15 protein-coding genes, 1 tRNA gene and 1 pseudogene are annotated in these 19,706 nt (G+C 66.4%); 12 read left to right on the top strand and 5 right to left on the bottom strand.

Annotated features, from left to right (window positions below; genetic code table 11):
• Nucleotides 1–18: 18 nt before the first annotated feature.
• Both AAG816_RS12790 and AAG816_RS12785 read left to right on the top strand, forming a co-directional pair.
• Nucleotides 19–2,079: an ATP-binding protein gene (locus AAG816_RS12790; protein WP_341990023.1), complete on the top strand. Its 2,061-nt coding sequence runs from the start codon at nucleotides 19–21 to the stop codon at nucleotides 2,077–2,079.
• Nucleotides 2,080–2,315: 236 nt separating this feature from the next.
• Nucleotides 2,316–3,917 carry an AAA family ATPase gene (locus tag AAG816_RS12785; protein WP_341990022.1) on the top strand — a complete coding sequence of 534 codons (1,602 nt, stop codon included), beginning with the start codon at nucleotides 2,316–2,318 and terminating at the stop codon, nucleotides 3,915–3,917.
• Between the two features lie 28 nt (nucleotides 3,918–3,945).
• Here the strand turns inward: AAG816_RS12785 and AAG816_RS12780 are convergent, their stop codons facing one another.
• The 4 genes from AAG816_RS12780 to AAG816_RS12765 all read right to left on the bottom strand — a co-directional run bounded on the left by AAG816_RS12780 (nucleotide 3,946) and on the right by AAG816_RS12765 (nucleotide 7,303).
• On the bottom strand, nucleotides 3,946–4,281 hold the full coding sequence (locus AAG816_RS12780; protein WP_341990021.1) for a hypothetical protein: 336 nt from the start codon (nucleotides 4,279–4,281) through the stop codon (nucleotides 3,946–3,948).
• Nucleotides 4,282–4,412: 131 nt separating this feature from the next.
• A complete protein-coding gene (gene selD / locus AAG816_RS12775) occupies nucleotides 4,413–5,459 on the bottom strand; it encodes a selenide, water dikinase SelD (RefSeq protein WP_341990020.1) in 1,047 nt (348 codons plus the stop codon).
• Between the two features lie 63 nt (nucleotides 5,460–5,522).
• Nucleotides 5,523–6,641 carry a transglutaminase domain-containing protein gene (locus tag AAG816_RS12770; protein WP_341990019.1) on the bottom strand — a complete coding sequence of 373 codons (1,119 nt, stop codon included), beginning with the start codon at nucleotides 6,639–6,641 and terminating at the stop codon, nucleotides 5,523–5,525.
• A complete protein-coding gene (locus tag AAG816_RS12765) occupies nucleotides 6,638–7,303 on the bottom strand; it encodes a TlpA disulfide reductase family protein (RefSeq protein WP_341990018.1) in 666 nt (221 codons plus the stop codon). The genes AAG816_RS12770 and AAG816_RS12765 overlap by 4 nt, the downstream gene beginning before the upstream one ends.
• A 596-nt stretch (nucleotides 7,304–7,899) precedes the next feature.
• On the opposite strand from AAG816_RS12765, the gene fdnG reads away from it, so the two are divergent.
• The 10 genes and pseudogenes from fdnG (at nucleotide 7,900) to AAG816_RS12715 (ending at nucleotide 18,995) form a co-directional block, all read left to right on the top strand.
• The gene (gene fdnG / locus AAG816_RS12760; protein ID WP_341990017.1) at nucleotides 7,900–10,986 is read left to right on the top strand and encodes a formate dehydrogenase-N subunit alpha; all 3,087 of its coding nucleotides are present in this window, start codon (nucleotides 7,900–7,902) and stop codon (nucleotides 10,984–10,986) included.
• Between the two features lie 14 nt (nucleotides 10,987–11,000).
• Nucleotides 11,001–11,942: a formate dehydrogenase subunit beta gene (fdxH, locus tag AAG816_RS12755; RefSeq protein WP_341990016.1), complete on the top strand. Its 942-nt coding sequence runs from the start codon at nucleotides 11,001–11,003 to the stop codon at nucleotides 11,940–11,942.
• Nucleotides 11,939–12,640 carry a formate dehydrogenase subunit gamma gene (locus AAG816_RS12750; protein ID WP_341990015.1) on the top strand — a complete coding sequence of 234 codons (702 nt, stop codon included), beginning with the start codon at nucleotides 11,939–11,941 and terminating at the stop codon, nucleotides 12,638–12,640. Before fdxH ends, AAG816_RS12750 begins: the two co-directional genes overlap by 4 nt.
• A gap of 201 nt (nucleotides 12,641–12,841) precedes the next feature.
• On the top strand, nucleotides 12,842–13,762 hold the full coding sequence (fdhE, locus tag AAG816_RS12745) for a formate dehydrogenase accessory protein FdhE (protein WP_341990014.1): 921 nt from the start codon (nucleotides 12,842–12,844) through the stop codon (nucleotides 13,760–13,762).
• Between the two features lie 7 nt (nucleotides 13,763–13,769).
• The gene (gene selA / locus AAG816_RS12740; protein WP_341990012.1) at nucleotides 13,770–15,191 is read left to right on the top strand and encodes an L-seryl-tRNA(Sec) selenium transferase; all 1,422 of its coding nucleotides are present in this window, start codon (nucleotides 13,770–13,772) and stop codon (nucleotides 15,189–15,191) included.
• 58 nt (nucleotides 15,192–15,249) lie between these two features.
• Entirely contained in the window at nucleotides 15,250–15,993 is a 744-nt protein-coding gene (locus tag AAG816_RS12735; protein WP_341990011.1) for a tetratricopeptide repeat protein, read from the top strand.
• Nucleotides 15,990–17,810 (top strand): annotated as a pseudogene (gene selB, locus AAG816_RS12730) (selenocysteine-specific translation elongation factor); the annotation flags it as partial. The gene AAG816_RS12735 and the pseudogene selB, both read left to right, overlap by 4 nt.
• 141 nt (nucleotides 17,811–17,951) lie before the next feature.
• A tRNA-Sec gene (locus AAG816_RS12725) sits at nucleotides 17,952–18,047 on the top strand.
• 32 nt (nucleotides 18,048–18,079) lie between these two features.
• A complete protein-coding gene (locus tag AAG816_RS12720) occupies nucleotides 18,080–18,604 on the top strand; it encodes a hypothetical protein (RefSeq protein WP_341990010.1) in 525 nt (174 codons plus the stop codon).
• Nucleotides 18,591–18,995: a hypothetical protein gene (locus tag AAG816_RS12715; protein ID WP_341990008.1), complete on the top strand. Its 405-nt coding sequence runs from the start codon at nucleotides 18,591–18,593 to the stop codon at nucleotides 18,993–18,995. Before AAG816_RS12720 ends, AAG816_RS12715 begins: the two co-directional genes overlap by 14 nt.
• Before the next feature lie 48 nt (nucleotides 18,996–19,043).
• Here the strand turns inward: AAG816_RS12715 and AAG816_RS12710 are convergent, their stop codons facing one another.
• Entirely contained in the window at nucleotides 19,044–19,691 is a 648-nt protein-coding gene (locus AAG816_RS12710) for a M15 family metallopeptidase (RefSeq protein ID WP_341990006.1), read from the bottom strand.
• Between the last annotated feature and the right edge of the window lie 15 nt (nucleotides 19,692–19,706).

Below are 19,706 nucleotides of genomic sequence, written 5' to 3'. Positions count from 1 at the left end.
GGATCGCTGAATCTCGCCTTGAAGTTCCTCCTGGTTTTCCTTGCCATCGAAGCCATTCCCTTCGGTACGGCCTGGGTTCTGACGGAACTGAACGTGCGCTCGGAATACCGCGAGGCGGAGCAGAGCGCGCAGAAGACCGCGTACATCCTGCTGCACAATTTCGAGCAGACCGTGGAGCCCATCGACTCCCTGCTGCTGAACTTTGCCCATGCGCTGGACCCGAACAGCACGCCGACCGAAGTCTATGACTCGTTGCGGGCTCTGAGTATCCCGGCACCGATCGTTCAGGTCACCGTGGTTGACATGAAGGGCTTCGTCATCGCCAGCAACCTGGCGCCGCCCGTTGGCGATCCCATTGACCTGTCGGATCGTGAGCACATCAGCGTCCATATTGGATCCAATCCTCACTCCGGCCTGTTCATCAGCAAGCCGGTTCTGGGCCGGATCTCCAAGCGGTGGACCATCCAGTTTTCCCGGGCTTGGTATGATCAAGCCGGGGAATTCCGTGGTGTAATCGTCGCGTCCTACAATATTTTCGATTTCATCAGTTTCTACAGTCGCCTGCGGGTCGATCCCAATTCCCTGATCGCTTTGGTGGGGACCGATGGCGTGGTGCGCGCGCGCGCAGCGGCCACCGTGAGCTTCGGCGAAACCGTCAGTTCGAGCCCGCCGTACATCAAGGGCCTCACCCAGGCGGAGACCCCGTATGACGCCCGCAGCGCCATCGATGGCGTCGACCGCATCGGCTATTTCGTCCGCTCCGAGCGCTACCCGATCATCATGCTCGTCGCCTACGACAAGTCCTATGTGCGGTCCTTGGCGGAAGAGTTTCGCCTGGCGATCTGGATCACCGCCGGTGGTCTTGGATTGATCCTGCTGGTGCTGGCCCTGCTGGCCTTGAGCTACCATCGCCTTCAGCAAAAGGTGCGGGCCAGCGCGCTCCGGGAGAGCGCCCGCCAGCGGGAGGTCCACTTCCTTGAAGCCATGGCGGGCGTTCCCGGCGTGTGCGTCGTCCACGTGACCGCCGAAGGCAGCCGGCAAATCGGCGACACCTCGGGCAATGCCCTGCCGGCGCTGATCCATGAATATGTTGCCAGCCCGCGCTTTGTTGCCGCCACGCGCCTGCTGACCGGGCCACAGGTCAGCGTCGAATATTTCGCCCGGGACGGCGAGGAGTTCGAGGTGCAATTGATGATCGCGCCGCTGGAGGAGATCGACCAGATCACCAAACGGCCGTCCGAAGGCATGCAGCGTGATCTGGTGGTGTTCGCCGTGGACCAGACCTCCAAGCGCATCGAAGAGAACAATCTCTACCAGATGTCCAAGCTGGCTTCGCTGGGGGAAGTGGCAACCGGCCTGGCCCATGAGATCAACCAGCCGCTTGGGGTGATCCGCCTGGCCGCCACCAATGCGCTGACCGGCCTCCAGAAGGGCATGCCCAACGACCATATGGAGGCAAAGCTCAATCGCATCATCCAGCAGACGGTGCGCATGAGCCGGATCATCGACCACATGCGCATCTTTGGCCGCAAGAGTGGCATGCGGCTGGAACCCAGCGATCCCATGGACGCCATCGATGGCGCCCTGCAGGTGGTCGGGGCTCAATTGCGCCTGGAGAACGTGTCCGTGTCCGTGAACGGCGGCAGCGACGACGTGCGGGTGCTGTGCCGGCAGGATCAATTGGAACAGGTGGTCATCAATCTGCTGCAGAATGCCCGCGATGCCATCCGCGAGCGTCGGCGCTCGGTTGGCGTCGAATATCTCGGCGCCATCAGCATCGAGATGGCGCTGGAGCATTTGGATACCCGGGCGCCCTTGGTCTGCATTTCGGTGAAGGACAACGCCGGCGGTATTCCCGACCAGGTCATCGAGAAGGTGTTCCAGCCCTTCTTCACCACCAAGCCGCCCGGCCAGGGAACCGGTCTCGGGCTCTCGGTCAGCTTCGGCATCATCCGCGACCACGGCGGTACGCTGAGCGTGGAGAACGCCTTCGAGGGCGCGGTGTTCACCATCCGCTTGCCGGGCCTGCATGAAGCCCAGCTCGCGGCCACCCGGCAGCATCTTCCCGCCGATTTCTGAGCGGTTCCCGGCCCGGATGGCGCATGATGCCCCCGTCGGGCGACAGGGCCGGTGACAGATGGCCAGTGGTGTCTGCTGCGACGTGACTACCGGCGGCCTTCCTTCGTCTGCGACCGGCCGCGCCAGACCTACGCGACATCGAACCGATTGACCCAGGTCAAAGGCACTGCCGCGCAACGGGCGCTGGATCGGTCCGGCGTCCGGAACGCAGTGGGCGCCATCAGCGAGCACTGACCATGACCCAGCCAATCCTCGCCGCTGAACAGCCCGCCCTCCCCAGAGCGGACCATGTGGTGGCGGACCAATCGGCCGTCTTCGCCTTCTTGGCCAACCCCGCGAGCCATAAGGGCGGCGCCCCGGTGACCCGGATCGATACCCATGGCGCCGCCGTGTTCCTGGTGGGACAGGACGCCTACAAGGTGAAGCGGGCGGTGGCCTTTCCGTTCATGGACTTCTCCACATTGGAGAAACGTCGGATCGCCTGCCAGGAGGAGATCGCCGTCAACCGCCCCAACGCGCCGGACCTGTATTTGGAAGCCCTGCCCGTCGTGCGCGGGGACGGCGGCCTGCATTTGGGCGGCACGGGGGAGGTCCTGGACTGGGTGGTGCACATGCGCCGCTTTGACGAAACCCAGACCCTGGACCGCGTCGCCATGACCGAGGGCCTGTCCCCTGCCCTGCTGGCGGACCTCGCGTGCGTCATCGCCACGGCCCATGCCCGCGCGCCCCGATGCGCGCCGGATTTCGATCCGGTGGCGGAACTGGCCGATGTGCTCGCCGACAATGCCGATGCCTTCGCCGCCGCCCCCGAGATATTTCCCGCCAGCGAGGCCTCTGCCCTGGCAGAGGCGGCACGCGCGGCACTGGTGCGCTGCACGCCCGTGCTGCAAGAGCGCGCCGCGGCAGGATATGTGCGGCGCTGTCATGGCGATCTGCATCTGCGCAACATCGCGCGCATCGGCGGCCATCCGGTACTCTTCGACGCCATCGAATTCAATCCGGCGCTGGCCACCTGCGACGTGCTGTATGACCTCGCCTTCCTGCTCATGGATCTGTGCGAGCGGGACTTTCGCGCGCAAGCCAATATCGTGCTCAATCGGTATTTATGGGCGGCGGATCTGGATACCCATTATTCCGGCCTGGCTGCATTGCCGCTGTTTCTCTCAACCCGGGCGGCCATCCGAGCCAAGGTCGGCGCGCCGGCAGCCGCCGGCCTGAGCGGCGCCGCAAAGGCGTCAGCGATTGATGACGCCCGCGCCTATTTCCGCGCGGCGTCCAGCTTCCTGCACGACGGCCCGCCGCACCTGGTGGCCGTGGGCGGGCTCTCGGGGACCGGCAAGACCACGCTGGCCTTTGGCTTGGCGCCGGAGCTCGGACCGCAGCCCGGTGCGGTGGTTCTGCGCAGCGACATCGAGCGCAAGGCCCTGGCCGGCGTGGCGGAGACCGAGCGCCTGCCGCCAAGCGCCTACACCGCCGCGGCAACGCAGGCCGTCTATGACCGTCTGCGCCACAGGGCGTCCCTCGCCCTCGCGGCGGGTCGCAGCGTGATCGTCGATGCCGTGCATGCCCGCGCCGACGAACGCATCGCCATTGCCGATGTGGCAAAGCGCGCGGGCATTTCCTTCACGGGCTTATGGCTGGAGGCACCGGTGGACACGTTGCGCGATCGCGTCTCGCGCCGACACGGGGACGCCTCGGACGCGGACGCAGCGGTCGTCGCACAGCAGGCCCGGTACGATCTGGGTCCGATCACATGGCGAACGATCGATGTATCCGGTGGCGCGACCGCAGGACTGCGTGATGCCCGCTTGGCTGTGGCGAACGGGCCGACGCTTTAGCGCCCGTCCGCAGCCTCCAAGCCGCACCTCAACAGGGCTTGCGCGGCGTCTCCGCCTTACCGGGATTGGCGCCGGTGACCGTCTCCGGCTGGCTCGCTCCCGAACCTGGGGTCGATGCGTGGTTCGAGGTGCCGATATAGGATCCTCCGGTGCCGCCGCTCCAGCCGGTAGACCCCTGCCCGCCCGGTGCGGTGCCCGATGAGGGCCCGGCCACCGGCGGCGTCGCGGCGTGGGCACCGCCCGACGCGGTGGCGGGACACTCCTGCTCCGATGGTACGCTCTGTTGCGCGTGAGCGGCGGGGACGCCGAGACCAAGGACGGGTACTGCCCCCGCCATCAGCCAAGCGCCCACCACCCACACCATGGCTTGCCGACGCTCAGATTTGGCGTCGGCACTACGAGCAACACGAACCCGTGCTGGAAGCGATGGCCGCATGGGAAATTCCTCCGTTTGGCAAGGGAACGCCGCCGGGAAGAGTTCCGTTCCGGTGCGCTCTATGTGATGCTCACCCGCGGTGCCCCGGCCACCACATCGCCAATGCGCCGGGCGGCGGGATATCCGGCAGCGACGATCTCCGAGACGAGCCGATCTGCCGCCTCGGCCTCGCAGGACACCAGCAGCCCACCGGAGGTCTGCGGGTCGGTCAGCAGATGGCGCTGCCAGTCGGCCAGGCCAGCCCCCAAGGTGACGCCGTCGCCATAGCTGGCCCAGTTCCGCCCGGAGGCGCCGGTGACGAACCCCTGGCGCACCAGTGCCTCCGCATGGGCCAGGAGCGGCAGGCGGGCCATCTCGATCTGGATGCCCACGCCCGATCCCCGCGCCACCTCCAGCGCATGCCCGAGGACGCCAAAGCCCGTGACATCGGTCATGGCATGCACCGCCGGATCCTTGGCCAGCGTGCTCCCCACGCGATTGAGCAAAGTGGTGGTGGCGATCATCTCATCATAGGCATCCGGCGACAGCGCCTCCTTCTTGAAGGCGGCGGAATAGACCCCGACCCCCACCCCCTTGGTGAGGATCAAAGCATCGCCGGCCTTGGCGTCGCTGTTGCGGCGAACATTACGCTTGGGCACGGTGCCGATCACCGCAAGGCCATAGATGGGCTCGCCGCTGTCGATGGAATGGCCGCCGGCCACCGGGATACCCGCCTGGGCGCAGACCGCGCTGCCGCCCTGGAGGATCGCCCGCACCAAAGAGGTCTCCACCTTGCCGAGGGGCATGCCCAGGATGGCCAGGGCGAAGATGGGGGTGCCGCCCATGGCATAGACGTCGGAAATGGCGTTGGTGGCTGCGATGCGGCCGAAATGATCGGGGTCATCCACCACCGGCATGAAGAAGTCGGTGGTGGCGACGATGCAGGTCTCGCCATCCAGATCCCAGACCGCCGCGTCATCGCCGGTCTCGGTCCCCACCAGAAGCTGGGCATAAGGTTGCGCCGCAGGCGAACCGGCAAGCAGTTCCTGGAGAACGGCGGGTGCCAACTTGCAGCCGCAGCCGCCGCCATGGGCAAGGCTGGTCAAGCGAAAAGGCTGATCTGTCATGGAGTTACTCGGAAGGGGGATGACGGGTGACGGCGCGGACCAACACGGGTCCGCGCCTTAAGATCAGGCCGCGAGTTCCGCGGAGCGCAAAGTGTATTTGAAGGTGTCCGGATCCAGGCAATCCAGCCGGCCAGATGCGGTTTCCGCCTGCGGATACATGAGGAAGGCGAGCTTGGGACCGCTGGAGCCGGGCAGGCTCACATCGTGGGCGGTATTGTAGGCCAGCCAATTGCCCTCCCAGGAGCCGAACAGCGCAGCCCGCGCCGCCTTCACCTTGCCGTCGTCGATGGCAAGCTTGCCCGGGGGCTCCTCCAGGACCACTTTGCGCACGTCCGCAGGGTCCGTGGGCACCCAGCCGAAGCCGGAGAGATATACCTCGGCGCGGCAATGCTGGGCCTTGGTGATCACATCGGAATTGGCCCCGAGGCTCTTGTAGCCGAACTTGGACGGCGCCACCCGTACCCCATAGATGTCCCGCGCCGGAATCCCCGCCGCCCGGACCAGACCGACGAACAAAGCGTTGAGGTCGGCGCACTTGCCGCCCAGGGTGCCGCTTTCCAGCATGGAGGCCACATCGCCGGTGCCGCAGCCTCGCGTCGCGGCGTTGCGGAACGTGTTTTCCACCACCCATTCGTAGATCGCGCGGGTCTTGGCCAGATCCCCCTCCTTGCCGGCGGTGATCTTGTCCGACGTGGTCTTGACGATGCCATCCACGGGAATGAGATCGGCGGCGGCGAGATATTTGGCCCGCTCCTCCGCGGACAAAGGCGCGGCCGTACCCGGCTTGCTGAGATCCACAGATCGGTCGCGGGTCGACACCCGGCTGGTCACCTCCACCACCGGCGGCGTCTCGCCGGCGCTCCAGCGGACGTGCAGCATCTGCGCGCCCTGGGCATCGGTGACGCTCTCCACCAATGCCGCATTGCTGGTCCAGGTGTTGCCCAACGGCTTGAACCAATCCTGTGCGGTAAATGCCGGCAGAGGAACCCACGCCTGGGTGGCACCAGGGTTCTCCAGGATTTCAAGCCGGGTCACCACCTGGAAATTGCGCCACGCGCCCGGCGTCGGCGCGAAGGCCGGCTCAGACGCAGCGCCCTGCGCGCTGGCGCGTCCCGCAAGCAGGCTGCCCGGAAGCATGGCGGCAGCGGCTCCGGCATACAAGAGATGGCGACGGTTCATCATCGGGGCGGTTCTCCAGTCACAGCATTGGCGGCGGGGCGGACGGCGGGCGCGGGTTCGCGCAAGGCCGCAGGAATTTCGGGGGAGACAGCGACGGGGGACGCCGCGAGGCCGGCAATTACGCGATCCGCAGCGGGCTCGTCCCACGCCACATCGCCCACGGCGCGGTACCGCGGCCGCAGCGCGGCATCCAGCACGAAGGTGGTCGGCAAGGCTGAAACGCCCCAGGACCGCATCATGGACCGATCACGGTCCAACAGCACCGGAAAGCTGACCGGCAGGGTCTCGAAGAACCGCCGCACTCGCGCATCCACCTCGCCCACATCAATGGCGAAGATGGTCACCGTATCCGCATGGCGCAGCGCGAAACGTGACAGGGCGGGCAGCTCCTCGCGGCACGGCTCGCACCAGGTGGCAAACACATGCACCAGCACGACCCTGCCCCGCGCAGCGTCCAGCGCGACGGTGGCCCCATCCAACGCCGGCAAGACGAAGCTCGGCGCCGCGGGGCCGGAAAAAGACAGCAATGCCGCGCCCGTCCCGGAGGCAGCGCCGGGAGACGCCGCCGGATCGGAAACCACCGTGGCAGACTGGGAGAGGGGTATCCGCGACTCATTCTGGGCGGCGACCGCCTTGGCCCCCCCTGCCCCTGACAGGAGCGCCATCGCCGAACAAATCACCGCTGCGATCCGCCATGCCCGGCGCGCCCAGGGGCCGACATCACCCGGATGCGGGCAAGCCTCGTCCGGACGGGGGCGTACATGAGCGATGGGCATCTGCCGTCTGCGCGACCATCGCGCGACGTCCCGCGAAGGCCCAATTTCCCACCACGGACTGTACCTGCGCAGGCTCAAGCGGGCACACCTGCGCTTCTGGCAAAGCCGGGCCGAAACGTAGCGTGTGTGGGAGCCCCGGTACCCGGGAGCCGTTATAAAGATCACGCGATTAAAGTACCCTTCGCGCTTGGGCAGCGTCAACCACACGAGACCGTGAACCGCTACCGCAGTGCAGCACATCACTTCGCAGTCGCGGTAGATGACCTTCTTATTCTTTGCTTCCAATACGGAAGGATCGGATATTGACTTACCTAGAACGGCAAGAACCTGATGGTAAACAAGCTGCGCTCCTTGGCTTCTCTTCAGTTTGACATGCTTCCAGTTACAAAATAGCTTTCCCACTGAGCCGGAATGCAGGTCGAGGCGGATGGTCGCGACCCGTTCCAGGTCCCCCGTAGGGGGCAAATGGTCGGAGGGAAACTTCCATGAATATGGAGCTCTCGCGGCGCCAGTTCCTAGGAACGGCGGGTGCGGGTCTCGCGGGTACGACGCTCGGAGCCTTGGGCTTCGGGGGCATTGAAGAGGCATATGCGGACTCGATCCGGCCCTTCAGGCTGTTCAATACCACCGAGACGCGCAACACCTGCACCTATTGTTCTGTCGCTTGCGGTATCATCATCTACTCCAAGGGTGACCTGAAGAAGGGCGAGAAGGCGGACATCACCCATATCGAGGGTGACGTCGACCATCCGACCAACCGCGGCACCCTTTGCCCCAAGGGAGCCGCCCTGCTGGACATCGTGAAGTCGGAGACCCGGCTGCAATATCCGATGATCCGCCGGGCCGGCTCGGACAAGTTCGAGCGCGTGTCCTGGGACGAGGCGCTGAACAAGATCGCCCGCGTCCTCAAGGACGACCGCGACAAGAATTTCATCGCCAAGAATGCCGACGGCGTCACCGTGAACCGGTGGACCACGACGGGTTTCCTGGCGGCATCCGCCACAACCAACGAGACCGCGTTCGCCACCTACAAGGTGGTGCGCAGCCTCGGCATGGTGGCATTCGACAACCAAGCGCGGGTTTGACACGGCCCCACGGTGTCCAGTTTGGGCCCAACTTTTGGCCGTGGCGCGATGACCAATTCGTGGACCGATATCCGGAACACGGACCTCGTCGTGATTATGGGCGGCAATGCCGCTGAAGCGCATCCTTGTGGATTTAAATGGGTCGTGGAGGCGAAAGCCACCCGCGGTGCGAAGCTTGTCGTGGTCGATCCGCGCTTCACACGCTCGGCGGCGGTGGCGGACTATTACGCGCCGATCCGGCAGGGGTCGGACATCGCCTTCCTCAATGGCGTCATCAACTACTGCATCCAGAACAACAAGGTTCAGTGGGACTATGTGAAGGCCTTCACCAACGCGTCTTACCTCGTGAAGGAGGGCTTCGCCTACAAGGACGGCCTGTTCACCGGCTATGATGAGGAAAAGCGCGACTACAACCGCTCCACCTGGGATTATCAGATCGGCCCCGACGGCTATGCCATGGTGGACGAGACGCTCCAGGATCCGCGGTGCGTGTGGAACCTGCTGAAGGAGCACGTCGCTCTTTATACGCCCGAGATGGTCGAGCGCATTACCGGCACGCCCAAGGACAAGTTCCTGAAGGTGGCGGCGATGATCGGCGAGACGTCGTCGCCCACCAAGACCATGACGTCGATGTATGCGCTCGGCTGGACCCAGCATTCCAAGGGGTCGCAGAACATCCGCACCATGGCGATGCTCCAGCTCATCCTGGGCAACATCGGCGTGCGGGGCGGCGGCATGAACGCGCTGCGCGGCCACTCCAACATCCAGGGCCTGACCGACATCGGCCTGATGTCGAACCTCATCCCCGGATACCTGACGCTGGCCACCGACAAGGAGCCGGACTTCGCCACCTATATGTCCAGCCGTGGCTTCAAGCCGCTGCGGCCGAACCAGATGAGCTACTGGCAGAACTATAAGAAGTTCCTGGTCAGCTTCCTCAAGACCATGTGGGGACCTGCGGCGACGGCGGAAAACAACTTCGCCTTCGACTGGCTGCCGAAGCTCGACGTCCCGTCCTATGACGTGCTGCGGGCCTTCGAGCTGATGAAGCAGGGCAAGATGAACGTCTATTTCTGCCAGGGCTTCAATCCCCTGCAGGCGTTCCCCAACAAGGCCAAGTTGGCCGAAGCGCTGGGCAAGCTCAAGCTCCTGGTCATCATGGATCCGCTGCAGACGGAAACCGCGCGGTTCTGGGAGAACCATGGCATCTACAATCCCGCGGACCCGGCCAAGATCCAGACCGAAGTCATCCAGCTGCCCACCACCTGCTTCGCGGAGGATACCGGCTCGCTGGTGAATTCCGGCCGGTGGATCCAGTGGCACTGGGCCGCGGGCACCCCTCCGGGCGAGTCCCAGACCGATGCCTGGATCATGGCGCAGATCCATCTGCGGGTGAAAGAGCTCTACAAGAAGGAAGGCGGAACGGTCCCCGACCCGATCGTCAACCTGCACTGGCCTTACAAGGACCCGCACGAGCCGACGCCCGACGAGCTCGCCAGGGAGATGAACGGGTCCGTGGTGGCGGACGTGCTGGATCCGAACGATCCGACCAAGAAGGTGCTGGAAGCCGGCAAGCAATTGGCCACCTTCGGCGTGCTGCGGGACGACGGAACCACGGCCTGCGGGTGCTGGATCTATTCCGGCTCCTATACGGAGGCGGGCAACCTGATGGCGCGCCGGGATAATTCCGATCCCGACAATACCGGCGCCTATCTGAAGTGGGCGTTTGCCTGGCCGGCGAACCGCCGCATCATCTACAATCGCGCCTCCGCCGACATCAACGGCAAGCCGTGGGACGAGACCCGCAAGCTGCTGTGGTGGGATGGGGCGAAATGGACCGGCTACGACGTCCCCGACATCGCCCCCACGGCGAAGCCGCAGGACGTGGGCCCCTTCATCATGAATCCGGAAGGCGTCTCGCGCCTGTTCGCCCGGGGCATGATGCGCGAGGGTCCGTTCCCGGTGCATTACGAGCCGTTCGAAAGCCCGGTGGTCAATGTGATTGCCCCCAAGATCCGGGGCAATCCGGTGGCCCGCGTGTTCAAGGATGACTTCGCCCAGTTCGCGGAACCGGCCTCGAAGGAGTTCCCCTATGCGGCGACCTCCTATCGTCTCACGGAGCATTTCCATTACTGGACCAAGAACAACCATGTGAACGCGGTGCTGCAGCCGGAGCTCTTCGTGGAGATCTCGGAAGAATTGGCGAAGGAGAAGTCCATCGCCAATGCCAGCTGGGTGCGGGTGTGGTCGAAGCGGGGCTCCATCTTCGCCAAGGCCTATGTCACCAAGCGCATCCGTCCGCTGATCTGCGACGGCAAGACCGTGCATGTGGTGGGCATCCCCATCCATTGGGGCTTTGTCGGCGCGGCCAAGAAGGGCTTCGGCGCCAATGTGCTCACCCCGTTCGTGGGCGACGCGAACATCGAGACGCCGGAGTTCAAGGCGTTCCTTGTCAACATAGAGCCCACCACCGGGCCGGTGGCGTGAGGGAGGGTCGATAGATGTTGAATCCAGGCCCAAATCCCCCGATCGCGCCGGTTCCGGCGAAGTTCGGCCAGCAAGACCTCATCCGGCGGTCGGCGTCCTCGGTGACGCCGCCCGCCGAGCGGCAGACGGAAGTCGCCAAGCTGATCGATGTCTCCAAGTGCATCGGCTGCAAGGCCTGCCAAGCCGCCTGCCTGGAATGGAACAACCTCCACGAGGAGGTTGGCACCTTCAACGGCAGCTACACCAACCCGCCGGACCTCACCCCGGCGTCGTTCACGCTCATGCGGTTCACCGAATGGGTGAATCCCGAGACCGACAATCTGGAATGGCTGATCCGCAAGGACGGCTGCATGCATTGCGAGGATCCGGGCTGCCTGAAGGCCTGCCCGGCGCCCGGCGCCATCGTGCAATATTCCAACGGCATCGTGGATTTCGATCACGACAAGTGCATTGGCTGCGGCTATTGCGTGAAGGGCTGTCCCTTCAACATTCCCCGCATCTCGAAGGTCGATAACAAGGCCTACAAATGCACCTTGTGCTCGGACCGGGTGGCCGTGGGACAGTGGCCCGCCTGCGCCAAGGCGTGCCCGACCCAGGCCATCTCGTTCGGCTCCAAGGCCGACATGAAGGCCCATGCCGCCGAGCGCATCGTCGATCTGAAGTCGCGCGGCTACAAAACCGCCGGCCTCTATGATCCGCCGGGCGTGGGCGGCACCCACGTCATGTATGTGCTGCAGCATGCCGACAAGCCCAGCATCTACGCCGGCCTTCCGGACAATCCGCGCATCAGCCCGATCGTGGAAGCCTGGAAGGGCGTCACCAAATATGTGGGCATGGGCGTCATGGGCTTCGCCGCCGTGGCGGGCGTCTTCCATTATCTCGTGGCCGGCGCCAACAAGGTCAGCCCGGAAGACGAGGCCAATGCGGAGAAACTGACCAAGGGAGACCGGTCATGACGGCCTATGACGTCGAGCCGGGCGATGGCGTGCATCCGGGCAAACCGGTGACCGTAGATCGCTACACCTTGGCGGCGCGCATCAACCACTGGATCACCGCCATCAGCCTCGTGCTGCTGGCGCTGTCCGGGCTGTCGCTGTTCACCCCGAGCCTGTTCTTCCTCACCGCTTTGTTCGGCGGCGGGCAATGGACCCGGGCGATCCATCCCTGGCTCGGCGTGGTGCTCTTCTTCTCCTTCGGCATCCTGTTCATCCGCTTCTGGCGGGCGAACCTGTGGCGCAGCGAGGACAACACCTGGCTCACGCGCATCCGCGATGTGCTGCTGGGCCATGAGGAGCGGCTTCCGGAACTGGGCAAGTACAATGCCGGTCAGAAATTCGTGTTCTGGGGCATGTCCTTCCTGATCCTGGTGTTGATCGCCAGCGGCATCGTGGTGTGGGACCAGTATTTCTACGCCTTCACCAGCATTGAGCAGAAGCGCATCGCGGTTCTGGTGCATTCGCTGGCGGCGGTGGCGATCATCTGCGTCTGGATCATCCACGTCTATGCGGCCATCTGGGTGAAGGGCACCATGAATGCCATGACCCGCGGCCAAGTGACCGGCGGCTGGGCTTGGCGGCATCACCGCAAGTGGTTGCGGGAACTGGTCGCCGGCAAGCGCGACACCGCGGGCACGCCGCGGACGCCGGCCGAATAGCCTCTCACCGACATCGCCTCCCGGCACGGCCCCAGTCCCGTGCCGGGAGGCGTGCATCGGTGGAGGCGGCCGACGGTCGGGACTGCCGACCGGTTTCGCACACTGTTTCGCACAGTGGTCGCATGGTGGCGTAGAGCGCCTATAATGCCCCGCTGCACAAATCCTGAAGTTCCACGTGACCCGTGGGGTTCGTGAGGTGACATGTCCAATCTTCCCGGCGCCATTCTGCCCGATCCCAGCGTTATCGGCGGGATCGCCCAGCCGCCCCTCGTCCAGCTGCCAGACCCGATGGCCCTGTTCGACAGGCGGTCCCAGCGCTTCGCAACCCTGGCGCAGGACAGCCAGTTGGGGCCCTATCTGACCTTCCTCTCGGAACTCTGCGGCATCCAGCGGGAGATCCAGGCGGGCCTTCCCCCCGTCGATCCAGTGGAGCCCGAAGCCCTGGCGCGGGCGCGGGAATTTGCCATGCCGCCGCTGGATCGCAGCCACTTCACCTCCGATCCCGCCTTTGAGACCACGTTCGATCGCCTCCTGGCCGCGGCCAAGGTCATCGCCATGCCCGACGCCGCCGCTGCGGCTTTGGACCGGGTCATGCAAGCCGACATCGCCGCCCGTGGCGAGATGGTGCGCAACGTGCTGGCGGATTCGCTGCCCATGGAGACACTGGCCGAGCATATTTTCGTGACGGCGGCGCTCCAGGTTCATTTCGCCCGGCGGGCGGCGCTGTTGGACCCCAAGGCGCTCGTTCCCGTGGCGGATGGTGCCTGTCCCTGCTGCGGCGGGCCGCCGGTGGCCAGCCTGGTGGTGGAGTGGCCCCATGCCCCCGGCGCCCGCTATTGCGGCTGTGCCTTGTGCGGCACCTTGTGGAATTACGTGCGGGTTCGCTGCGTCTCCTGCGGCTCGTCCAAGGGTATCGGCCTGGAGGAGGTGGAGGGCGGCACCGGCGCGGTGAAGGCCGAAACCTGCGAGGAATGCCACAGCTATGTGAAGGTGCTCTACCAGAGCAAGGATCCCGCCGCCGAAGTGGTGGCGGACGATGTGGCCTCGCTGGCGCTGGACATGCTGATGCGCGGGCGGCCCTATCGCCGCGCCGCCTTCAATCCCTTCCTTCTGGGCTATTGAGGCGACCATGGGCGGCCCGGTTCCGGCCTCCGCGGCCTTGCGCCATCTCCCCGCCGTGGATCAGGTGCTCAAGGCTGCCCCCGCCCTGCTGGCAGCGGAGCACCACGGGCGCACGGCCACCACCGAGGCGGTGCGTGCCGCGCTCGACCAGGCCCGCGCCGCCCTGCGCTCCGGCCATGGCGTATCGGTGGAGGCGCGAGATATCGCCGCCCACGCCCTGGCCGCGCTGGATGCAGCGGCCCAGCCCTCGCTGCGCCCGGTGTTCAACCTCACCGGCACCGTGCTGCACACCAATCTCGGCCGCGCGGTTCTGGCGGAAGAAGCCATCGCCGCCGCCACCGAGGCCATGCGCTGCGCCGTGGCGCTGGAATATGACCTGGACACCGGAAAGCGCGGCGAGCGCGACGACCATGTGCGTGACCTGCTCTGCCGCCTCACCGGCGCCGAGGACGCCACCGTGGTCAACAACAATGCCGCCGCCGTGCTGCTGGTGCTGAACACCTTGGCGGCGGGGCGCGACAGCATCGTCTCCCGCGGCGAACTGATCGAGATCGGCGGCGCCTTCCGCATGCCGGACATCATGGCCCGCGCGGGTACGCATCTCGTGGAGGTGGGCACCACCAACCGCACCCACCCCAAGGATTATCTCGCCGCCATCGGCCCGCAGACCGGCCTGATCGTGAAGGTCCACACCTCCAACTATCGCATCGAGGGCTTCACTTCGGAGGTCGCGCCGGCCGACCTGGCCGCTTTGGCGCAGGAGGCCGGCGTGCCACTGTTCCACGATCTGGGCTCGGGCACCTTGGCGGACCTCGCGCGCTATGGCTTGGTCCACGAGCCCACCGTGCGCGAGAGCGTGGCGGACGGGGCGCATGTGGTCACCTTTTCCGGCGACAAATTGCTGGGTGGACCGCAGACCGGCTTCATCGTCGGCCGCCGCGACCTGATCGCGGCCATCAACAAGAACCCCATGAAGCGCGCGCTGCGGGTGGACAAGATCCGCCTCGCCGCCCTGGAGGCGACGCTGAAGCTCTATGCCGACCCGGACCGGCTGGCGGCGCGGCTGCCCACCTTGCGCCTGCTCACCCGCCCGCTGGCCGATCTGGCGGCGCTCGCCGACCGGGTCGCCCCCGCGTTGCAAGCCCGCCTGGGGCCACGGTTCTCGGTGACGCCCTGCCTGTGCAAAAGCCAGATCGGTTCCGGGGCGCTGCCCCTGGAAACCCTGCCGAGCACCGCCCTAGCGGTGCGTCCCGTGGCGGGCGGTGGCCGTCACCTCACCGCTCTCGCCGATGCCCTGCGCCGCCTGCCCCGCCCGGTGATCGGCCGCATCGAGAATGATGCCCTGATGCTGGACCTGCGCTGCCTGGAAGATGAAGCCGGCTTCCGGGCCACGCTGGAGCACCTTGAGGTCAATGATGGGCCTGTTTGATCTCTTCCGCCGGGCGCCGGTCCCTTCCGCGGCTCCGGTAGAGACAACCGACACACGGATGAGCCGCGCGCTGGAGGCGGCACAGGCCGGGGACTATGAGGAAGCACTCGCCCTGTGGGAGCCGCTGGCGCGGGAGGGCGTGGCGCGGGCCCAGAACAATATCGGCGCCTGCTTCGCCGAAGGTCTGGGCGTCGCCCGCGATCCGGCGCTGGCCCAACGCTGGCTGAGCACGGCGGCGCAATCGGGCGACCCGGTGGCCCAGCGGAACCTCGCGGCGCTCTATTTCAAGGGCGAGGGCGTGCCGCAGGACTATGTCCACGCCGCTGAGTTGTATGGCGCCGCTGCGGCGCAGGACGATGCGCCGGCGCAGGACATGCTGAGCTGGATGCTGCTGGAAGGCGAAGTGATTCCCTCCGACCCCGCCGAGGCGCGGCGCTGGGCCGAACGCGCGGCGACGCAAGGTATCGCTGCCTCCATGACCCGCATGGGGATGCTCTATCACAATGCCTTGGGGGTGGAGCGCGACGCGGGCCAGGCGGCGCAGTGGTGGCGGCGCGGCGCGTTGGGCGGCGATGCGGACGGACAGGCGATGCTCGGCGCCGCCCATCATCTGGGGTCCGGCGTGCCCCGCGATGCGGTCCGGGCCTATGAATGGCTGCTGCGCGCCGAAGCGGGCGGCAGCGCCCTCGCCGCCCCCTTCCTGGAAGCCGCGCGCCTGGCACTGAGCCCGGAGGCCGCCGCCGAAGCTCGGCGCGCCGCAACGGCTCCCCTGCCCGACCCGGAGCCCGGCCACCCGCAATGATCATTGGAACCGCCGGCCATATCGACCACGGCAAGACCTCGCTGGTGCGGGCACTGACCGGCGTCGATACCGACCGGCTGAAGGAAGAAAAGGCCCGCGGCATCTCCATCGACCTGGGGTTTGCCTATCTGCCCGTGGGCGAGGATCAGGTGCTGGGCTTCATCGACGTGCCCGGCCATGAGAAGTTCGTGCACACCATGCTGGCAGGTGCCAGCGGCATCGACTTCGTGCTCCTGGTGGTGGCAGCCGACGACGGCCTCATGCCCCAGACCCGCGAGCATCTGGCCATCATCGACCTGTTGGGCGTCAGCCATGGGCTGGTGGCGCTGACCAAGACCGATCTCGTGGATGCGGCCCGTCTTGAGGCCGTGACCACAGAGATCGCGACGGCCCTGAACGGCACCGTCCTGCACGGCGCGCCGGTCTTCCCCGTCTCCACCACCACCGGAGCCGGCGTGCCGCAGATCCGGGATGCCCTTCAGATCGCGGCCTCCCAGATGGGGCATCGGGCCGATACGGGCCGGTTCCGCCTGGCAGTGGATCGCTCCTTCAGCCTGTCCGGCACCGGCACCGTGGTCACAGGCACGGTCCTGTCCGGCCAGGTGGCGGTGGGTGACCGGGTGATGCTGAGCCCCTCCGGGCGCGCTGCCCGCATCCGCTCCATCCGCGCCCAGGATACCCCCGCCGCCATCGGGCGGGCCGGAGATCGGTGCGGGCTCAATCTGGCCGGCGAGGGCATCGGCAAGGACGACATCTCCCGCGGCGACGTGGTGCTGGACGAGACCCTCCATGCGCCCGCCGACCATATCGACGCCCGCCTGCGGGTTCTGCGGGGCGAGCCCAAACCCATCGGCCAATGGTTCCCCGTGCGCCTGCACCACGCCTCCCGCGAGGTGGGAGCCCGCATCGTGCTGCTCGGCGATCCGGTCACGCCCGGCAGCGCCGGATTGGTACAACTGGTGCTGGATGTGCCCATCGCGGCTGCGGCCGGAGACCGGTTCGTCATTCGCGACACCTCCGCCCAGCGCACCATCGGTGGCGGCACCTTCCTCGATCTGCGCGGCCCGGCCCGCAAGCGGCGCAGCCCCGAGCGGCTGGCGCAACTGGCAGCCCATGCCCTCGCGCCCCCCGATGCGGCGGTAGCGGCCTTGCTGGACACCGTCCCCTATCATCTGGACCTCACGGCGTTTGCCCGCGACCGCGCCCTGGCGGTCGATGCCATCGCCGCGCTCTCCGCCCGACTGGGGCTGCGGACCCTGGCTGTGGGCGAGACCGTCGTGGCGTTGGCCGCAGAGCGATGGGAGGGGTTCGCCCACACGCTCCTGGCCACCCTCGACCAGTTTCATGCGGACAATCCCGATCTGCCGGGCCTGGGGATCGAGCGGCTGCGGATGCAGAGCGAGCCGCGGTTGCCCGCGCCCATCTTCCGCGCCGCGCTCCAGGTGCTGGCCCAGGGGCGGGAGATCGCTCTGGATGGGGCCTGGGTGCGCCGGGCCGGATTTACGGTGCGGCTGACGCCGACTGATGAAATCCAATGGGCTCAGGTGCTCCCCCTGCTCTCCGGCGACGAGCGCTTCCGCCCGCCGCGGGTGCGGGACATTGCCAAGGGCCTTGAGGTCGCGGAAGCGGATGTCCGGCGCCTGCTCAAGCTGCTCAGCCGTCTGGCGCGGGTGGACGAGGTGGCGCACGATCATTTCTTCCTGCGCCCGACGGTGGCGGAGATGGTGGAAATCGTCCATCGTCTGTCCACGGCCCATGGCCTGTTCACCGCGGCGCAGTTCCGCGACGAGGTGGAGAATGGCCGCAAGGTGGCCATCCAGATCCTGGAGTTCCTGGACCGCCATGGCGTGACCTTGCGCCGCGGCGATCTGCGCCGGATCAATCCGCACCGGCTGGACCTGTTCCGCACAACCGGCGATGATGCGCCGGCTCATCTGCCGGCGGCGCCGGCAGCGGATGGAGGAGAAGCGTCCCTGGTGGGGCGTCCGGACTTCAAATCCGGGAGGGGCCGCGAGCCGGTCCTTGGTGGGTTCGACTCCCACTCTCTTCCACCACCCTTCCCTCCCAGGCGATAGGACACGCGGCCATGACTTCCGCCGACGACGTCATCCTTTCGCTCACCGAAGCCGCCGCCGAGGTGGAGCGCCGCGAGCAGGCCTTTCGGACCGAAACCGCCATCACCGCCAAGCGCCTGGAGATCGAACGCTCCACCGCCTTCCGCCGCCTGAACTTCATGCGCACGCTCACCGATCTGGCGGCATCCGCCGAGTCCGGCGAGGCCGCGGCCATGGCAGCGCAGGCCCACATTCGCGCGCGCTTCGGCTGGGATAGCGAGAGTGACGCCCGCACCGGCGTTCTGGAGCGCATTGCCCCGGTAGCCGTCGCGCTGTTCGCCTGTGCGCGGGCCGCGCCGTCTCCGTCCGTTGCGGAAACTGCCGACGCGCCGCCGTCCGACACCGTGGCCGCAGCGGACCTCGGCGGGCCGGAACCGCAGGCTACCGCCCTGGCGGCTCTGGCGGATTTCGAAAATTGGTATGAACAGACTCGGGCAAGCTCCTTCTGGTTTCTCTTTGAGCACTACATGCCGGAGACTCCCCGTGTCGATTACTAGCGCCGGTTCGAGGTCCAGCGCCACGCCCGAATTCGAGACGTGGCTGCGCGAGACTTATGCGACGGAAGGCTCTTTCACCGCGTTGGTCATCCTTGTGGAGATCAGCGAAACCCAGGTCTCGCTGCTCGCGTCCACGTTCTTGAACGTGATCGGCGATGACATCGGCTGGCCCCAGGTGGTCACACTGTTCGCCGGCTCGGGCCTCAAGTGGGACGGAGCCGCGTTTTTCCCCATCCTGGATGCGGATGGCTTGCTGGAAAACGACGAGGCCCGAGCCCGGCTGCGAGCCGTGGAGGCGCGGGTCCGCGAGGACCGGCTGGTGCTCAATGAGGGCGAGTTCTTCGACGCCTGGGGCCGGCGCCTCAAGGTCGAGGAGATCAGTCTGTCCTGACCCTGAGGGCCTATGCCGCGGCACGGCTTTCAGTGAACGGCGTCCCGATCAGGTGATGGGCACGTCGAAATACGTGTCGGGAAAGGGCTCATCACGCAACGTGAAGTGCCACCATTCCATGAAAAAGGGCGCGAACCCGGCGCGCTCCATCGCCGTTGTCAGCCGGTGCCGGTTGGCCTGCTGGTGCGGCGTCACCGCGTCCGACGACAACCATGAGCGCGCGCTGAACAGATCGAATGGCGTCCCCATGTCCAGATCCGCGCCGCTGTCGGCATAGGCCAGAGTGAGGTCGGTCGTCGAGCCGCGGGAGTGGCTGGACCGGGCGGCCAGATAACCCAGGTCGAACAACTCATCCTTCCGGTGCTCAGGATAATAATCGGACTTGGTTCGCTGATCCGCTGTGTCTTGCGCCCATCGCGCAAAATGCGCCACCGCGCGCGCCGGGCGGTAGCAATCGAACAGTTTCAGCACCAAGCCATCGGCGGCGACATCGGCGGCGACGCGGGCGAGCGCCTGTGCCGCCGGCCGCGTGAGCAAGGCCCGCGCGGTCCCATAGCCATCGATCGGCGCGCCGACGAAATTGTTCGCCCCCGCATAGCGCAGATCCACCAGCACCGCGGGCACGACGGTGGTGACATCAACGAACACATCGGGAAGCACGTCAGAGGAAGGCGTGGACGGAACGGCGAGTGACATGGAGAGAGCCCCGGA

The organism is Azorhizobium sp. AG788 (genome assembly GCF_943371865.1).
GTDB lineage: Bacteria > Pseudomonadota > Alphaproteobacteria > Rhizobiales > Xanthobacteraceae > Azorhizobium.
The sequence above is the reverse complement of the archived record's forward strand: the minus strand, read 5'-3'. Positions and strand labels throughout refer to the sequence as shown.